Genomic DNA, 5,765 nt, shown 5'->3' with positions numbered 1-5,765 from the left:
GGGCAGGGGAGAGCAGTGCCGATCCGGCAGCGAACCATGTTGCGAGACAAGCTGTACCGATCGTCACCGCAATTCGTCGTCCTCGCCGGTTCCGCAGGATCGTGCGTACCGCCCGTGCCGAGAAGACGAGGAGCGCGGCGACGATCGATGCCGTGACGAACACGTCGAGCCAATAACGCGGCCCGATCTGTGCCTGTCCCATCGCCTCTCGCAGCGCGTTCTGCCAGTGGTGTGCGCCGGTCCCGGCGATCACGACGGACGCGGCGGCAACGGACGCGGCGAGGTACCGCACCTCGGTCTCGCCGGATACGCGTGCGGGGCGCGGGGCGCGCATTCGCGCGATACCCGCCCGGACCGCCAGTGCCAGCACGACCACCAGTCCGGACACCAGCCCTTGCGTCGACGACGTGCGGGGAAGCAGCGACGGCGCGAGTGAAAACCAGAGTGCGACAGCGATTGTGACACTGGTACCGATCGTCGGTCCCGACGATGCCAGGACGGACCGGACGCGCCCGGCGGTGCCCGGGTGCAACGGCGGGGACCCGGCAGTGTGGTCGCGAGCGAGGATGCTCATCGGCGGGCCGCCCTTCGCACTGCCCACGCGCCCAAGACGACCGGGAGTGCGCCGAGACCTGCCACCATCAGGAACGACGCGGGGGATTCGGAGATCGGGATGCGGTAGCCCTGGCGCCAGGAGTTGAGACGCACGAAGGTCGTGGCGAGATGGGCCGCGGGCATACAGGACGGATCGCTCTGGGCTGCATCGGATTCGCACGTGGCACGCAGGTGACGTGCGAGCATCGCATCCAGCTCGCGGCGTGCGTCGGGACCCAGTTCCTGTCCGCTGTCCCGGGCGAAACGCAACATGTCGTACCCGAGATCGTGGACACGGCACGCGGCGTCGAACGAGCTGGGGAGCGGGACCGGAGACGAGCAGTCCCCGTCGGGGTCCGCGAGGACCTCTGTGGATGTGACCCCGGGCTCGGTCACCGGCGAGTAACCCATCGTGGCGGCGAAGTCCGCAGGAAACGCCGCCATCGCAGCGGCGGTGTCGTCGGTCGCGAGAGCGTGGACGGCCGCAGCGGGGGCCGTGATATCCACGGGGGCGGTGGCCGCGAGCGCGTGCGGCGCTCCGGCCGATGGGGATGGGATACCGGTGGCCGCGGAGGGCGTCGCGCCTACGCACAGCGCCGCCCCTGCGCCCACAATGAGGGCGGCCGCACCCCGGCGGACCAGCGATCGCAATGTCATGGCGGCGACGCTAGGAACGGAACACATCCGCACGGATCACGCGACGGAGCGGTCCGGAAGGAGCGGCCCGTACCGGAGGGTCGCCCGGATCTCACTCTCAGGTATGAGGACAGGCGAGGGGCGCAAAACCTAGCGTGAACGTGTGAAGAAGCGGGAATCGTCGGGAATGCGGTCCACGGGGCGGTTCGTCCGCCGGCACTGGGCATCGATGTGCGTCGTCGCGGTGACGCTCATTCTGTACGCCGTCGCCTGGCCCACCCTGCGCCTGACCCACGAGGTGTCGCCCCAGGTGATGCCGCTGCTGTCCGCGGCGGCGGTGTTCCCGATGCTGCTCGTCTGGGTCCGGCCGCTTCTCGGCTGGGCCCTCACCGCGGCGACGGCGCTCGTCGTCCCGGTCGTCGTCGACCGCGTCGACGGGTTCGACTACCCGTGGCAGGTCGTGCACATCATCGTGATGCTTGTGCTGGTCGCAGCGGTGAGCGTCCGTGAAGACATCCGCGTCGTCCTCGCGGTATGGCTTGCGACGGTACTGCTCTTCTTCGGATTCGTGCCGGGCAACGACGGCTGGGGCTGGGCCATCGGGATCACCGCCGTCGTCGTGTTCGGATTACTCGTGCGCTGGCTCGTGATCTCCCGTCGGCAACTCGCACACGAGGAGGAGGTCAGCGAACTCGAGCGTGCACGGCGCGCGATCCTCGAAGAGAAGGCGCACATCGCGCGCGACCTGCACGACATCGTCGCCCACCACATGTCGATGATCGTCGTGCAGGCGCAGAGCGCACCGTATCGGCTCCCCACGATGCCAGACGAGGTGCGCGCGGAATTCGACACGATCGGCGCCGCCGCTCGCGAAGCGCTCAACGATGTGCGCGGCCTCCTCGGTGTGCTCCGCAGCGACGGACAACTGCCGGAGAGCGCGCCGCAACCCGGTCTGGACCGGATTGCCGATCTGTTCGAGGCCTCACGACGTGCCGGGATCCGGCTCGACGCCCGGACGACGGGGGTGCCGGCGGGTGTGACAGACGCCGTGGCGCTGACGATGTATCGAATCCTTCAGGAATCTCTCACCAACAGCGCACGGCACGCGCCCGGCGCGGAAGTCGCGACCTGCCTCGAGTGGGGAAAAGGGACCGTGACGATCTCGGTGACCAACGGCCCCGGAGAACCGGCTGATTCGGCATCGGACCACGGCGGCGGTACCGGCATCCGCGGGATGGCCGAACGCGCTGCGGCCGTCGGGGGAAACCTTGTCGCACACCCGCGACCCGACGGGGGGTTCGAGGTGCGGGCACTGCTTCCGACGCTCGCGGCCTAGGCTGGCGGCCGATGATCGAGTTCGAGAGACCCGTCACCGTATTCATCGCCGACGACCAGGCGATGGTGCGACAAGGCTTCGGCGCGTTGCTTGCCGCGCAGCCGGACATCAGTGTTCTCGGCGACGCGCCCGATGGGCGGGCCGCCGTCACCGAGGTGGCGCGGCTGCGACCGGATGTCGTCCTCATGGATGTGCGGATGCCCGAGATGAACGGCCTCGACGCGGCCCGGCTCATCCTCTCCGACACGCGCGAACCCCGTTCACGTGTGCTGATGCTGACCACGTTCGATCTCGACGACTATGTGTACGAGGCGCTCGGGATGGGGGCGAGCGGGTTCCTGCTCAAGGACGCACCGGCCGACGAGTTGGTCCGTGCCGTGCGCGTCGTGGCGAAGGGGGAGGCACTGCTCGCGCCGACCGTCACGCGCCGACTGATCGCCGACGTCACCCGGCGTCGCCCCTCACGGCGTCGGCGTGACGACACACTCGGCGTCCTGACCCCTCGTGAACTCGAAGTCCTCGAACTGATCGCGCACGGGTTGTCGAACACCGAGATCGCCGAGCGCTTGTTCGTCGCCGAGCAGACCGTCAAAACCCACGTCGGCAAGGTTCTGGGCAAGCTTCACCTGCGCGACCGTGCGCAGGCGGTGGTGATCGCCTACGAATCGGGGCTGGTGACTCCGGGTTAGGGCTGCCCTGTCGCGGCGTAACGGGCAGGATGGCAGGGCGGAACGAAGTCCATTCGACGGAGGTATGCATGACGACGATCGGGATTCTTACGAGCGGCGGGGACTGCCCGGGCCTCAACGCTGTCATCCGCGGCGCGGTCCTGAAAGGCACGGAAGTCCACGGCCAGGAGTTCGTCGGTTTCCTCGACGGTTGGCGGGGACTCGTCGAAGGCGACGCGATTCCGTTGGATCGCAGCAGAGTTCGTGGTCTGGCCCAGCAGGGCGGCACCATTCTGGGTACCAGCCGGTTCGGCCCCTATCAGGGCCCGCAGGGCGGTGCGCAGAACATTCAGGCCACTCTCGACCGGCTCGGGGTGGACGCAGTCGTCGCCATCGGGGGTGAGGGCACGGCGGCGGCGTCGAAACGCCTGTTCGAGGACGGGATCAAGATCGTCGGTGTTCCCAAGACGATCGACAACGACCTCAGCCACACCGACTACACCTTCGGGTTCGATACCGCCGTGGAGATTGCCACCGTGGCGATCGACCGGCTGCGTACGACCGGCAATTCCCACAAACGGTGCATGGTCCTCGAGGTGATGGGCCGGCATGCAGGATGGATTGCGCTGCATTCGGGTACCGCCGGTGGCGCCCACGCCATCCTGATCCCGGAACACCCCGAGAGCCTCGAGCAGATCTGCGAATGGGTGCTCAGCGTCCGCAACCGCGGACGTGCGCCGATGGTGGTCGTCGCGGAGGGATTCAAGTTCCCGGATATGGACGAGGCGTATTCGACCAAGGGACTCGACGGGTTCGATCGCCCCCGGCTCGGCGGTATCGGCGAGGTGCTCGCGCCCCTGATCGAGGAGCGCACCGGCATCGAAACCCGCGCCACCGTGCTCGGACACATCCAGCGCGGTGGTGTTCCGACCGCGTTCGACCGGGTGCTCGCAACCCGCCTCGGTATGGCGGTGACCGATCTCGTCGCCGACGAGGAATGGGGACACATGGTCGCGCTGCACGGCACCGAGATCGCCCGGGTCGGGTTCGACGAATCGCTTGCCGACCCCAAGTTCGTGCCCGAGTCGCGCTATCAGGAAATGCGCGTTCTCTTCGGCTGAGGCCGCGCGGGGTGGCCGGGTACGAGCCCGCGCCGCCCCGTTCGGGGGGCGGTCTAAAATCAGGTGCATGACTGCCTCTGTGTCTGCCGACCTGCTCGCCTACGACGACGTGCTCGCGAAGTTCGAGCCCGTGATGGGCATGGAGGTGCACGTCGAATTGCACACCGCCACCAAGATGTTCTGCGGGTGCCCGACGGGGTTCGGCGCCGAGCCCAATACCCAGGTGTGCCCCGTGTGCCTCGGTCTCCCGGGCGCACTGCCTGTGGTGAACCAGGCGGCGGTCGAGTCGGCGATCCGGATCGGTCTGGCCCTGAACTGCTCGATCACCCCGTGGGGCCGGTTCGCGCGCAAGAACTACTTCTACCCGGATCAGCCGAAGAACTACCAGATCTCGCAGTACGACGAGCCCATCGCCACCGACGGCTACCTCGACGTGGTGCTCGACGACGGCAGCACCTGGCGCGTGGACATCGAACGCGCGCACATGGAGGAGGACACCGGCAAGTCGCTGCACGTGGGCGGCGCCACCGGCCGGATCCACGGTGCGAGCCACTCGCTGCTCGACTACAACCGTGCGGGAGTGCCCCTCGTCGAGATCGTCACCAAGCCGATCGTCGGTGCCGGAGAACGCGCGCCCGAGGTGGCACGCGCCTACGTGACCGCCCTGCGCGACCTGCTCCGCGCGCTCGACGTGTCGGATGTGCGCATGGACCAGGGATCGATGCGGTGCGACGCGAACATCTCGCTCATGCCGATCGGCGCGAAGGAGTTCGGTACCCGTACCGAGACGAAGAACGTCAACTCGCTCAAGTCGGTCGAGGTGGCCGTGCGCTACGAGATGCGCCGTCAAGCCGCAGTGCTCCTCTCCGGCGGTGAGGTGATCCAGGAAACCCGGCACTTCCAGGAGGCCGACGGCACCACATCCCCGGGTCGCCGCAAGGAAACCGCGGAGGACTACCGGTACTTCCCGGAGCCGGACCTCGAACCGGTCGCACCCGACGCCGCGTGGGTCGAAGAACTGCGCGGCACGCTCCCGGAGCTGCCGTGGTTGCGTCGGGCCCGCATCCAAGCCGAATGGGGTGTCTCGGACGAGGTGATGCGCGACCTGGTCAACGCCGGCGCCCTCGACCTGGTCATCGCCACCACCGAGGCGGGTGCGCCCGCCGACGCGGCGCGATCCTGGTGGGTGTCGTACCTGACGCAGCAGGCCAACACGCGCGGAGTCGAACTGGCCGATCTTCCGATCAGTCCGAAGCAGGTCGCGCAGGTCATTGCGCTCATCGACAGCGGCAAGCTCAACAACAAGGTCGCCCGCCAGGTCGTCGATCACGTGCTCGCGGGTGAAGGCGATCCCGAGCAGATCCTCGAGGCGCATCCCGAACTCGTCGTGGTGCGTGACGACAGCAAGCT

6 protein-coding genes are annotated in these 5,765 nt (G+C 68.0%); 4 read left to right on the top strand and 2 right to left on the bottom strand.

From position 1 onward, the window contains the following. Positions 1–574, bottom strand: a 574-nt coding sequence (locus TVH25_RS20545; RefSeq protein WP_422425351.1) for an alpha/beta-hydrolase N-terminal domain-containing protein, incomplete at its 3' end; no start/stop codon positions are given. Further along, positions 571–1,251 (bottom strand): hypothetical protein, encoded by a 681-nt coding sequence (locus TVH25_RS20540; protein WP_422425350.1) that lies wholly within the window; start codon positions 1,249–1,251, stop codon positions 571–573. The genes TVH25_RS20545 and TVH25_RS20540, both read right to left, overlap by 4 nt. 166 nt (positions 1,252–1,417) lie before the next feature. On the opposite strand from TVH25_RS20540, the gene TVH25_RS20535 reads away from it, so the two are divergent. From TVH25_RS20535 to gatB, 4 genes are all read left to right on the top strand, one after another. Beyond that, positions 1,418–2,566, top strand: coding sequence for a sensor histidine kinase (locus TVH25_RS20535; protein WP_422425352.1), 1,149 nt, complete (start codon positions 1,418–1,420; stop codon positions 2,564–2,566). An 11-nt stretch (positions 2,567–2,577) separates the two neighbouring features. After that, positions 2,578–3,255, top strand: a complete 678-nt coding sequence (locus tag TVH25_RS20530) for a response regulator (RefSeq protein ID WP_169619646.1) — start codon at positions 2,578–2,580, stop codon at positions 3,253–3,255. Between the two features lie 68 nt (positions 3,256–3,323). Beyond that, a complete protein-coding gene (locus TVH25_RS20525) occupies positions 3,324–4,355 on the top strand; it encodes a 6-phosphofructokinase (RefSeq protein WP_169619645.1) in 1,032 nt (343 codons plus the stop codon). Between the two features lie 67 nt (positions 4,356–4,422). Next, on the top strand, positions 4,423–5,765 hold a 1,343-nt coding region (gene gatB / locus TVH25_RS20520), incomplete at its 3' end, for an Asp-tRNA(Asn)/Glu-tRNA(Gln) amidotransferase subunit GatB (RefSeq protein ID WP_422425349.1).

This window comes from Rhodococcus sp. 7Tela_A2, from assembly GCF_049311045.1.
Lineage (GTDB): Bacteria > Actinomycetota > Actinomycetes > Mycobacteriales > Mycobacteriaceae > Rhodococcus.
Note: the sequence above shows the minus strand (reverse complement) of the source record. Positions and strands in the feature narration are given on the sequence as shown.

Coding starts and splice junctions, on each gene's coding strand:
- TVH25_RS20530 (WP_169619646.1), top strand. CDS start 2,578: ATGATCGAGTTCGAGAGACCCGTCACCGTATTCATCGCCGACGACCAG.
- TVH25_RS20535 (WP_422425352.1), top strand. CDS start 1,418: ATGCGGTCCACGGGGCGGTTCGTCCGCCGGCACTGGGCATCGATGTGC.
- TVH25_RS20540 (WP_422425350.1), bottom strand. CDS start 1,251: ATGACATTGCGATCGCTGGTCCGCCGGGGTGCGGCCGCCCTCATTGTG.
- TVH25_RS20525 (WP_169619645.1), top strand. CDS start 3,324: ATGACGACGATCGGGATTCTTACGAGCGGCGGGGACTGCCCGGGCCTC.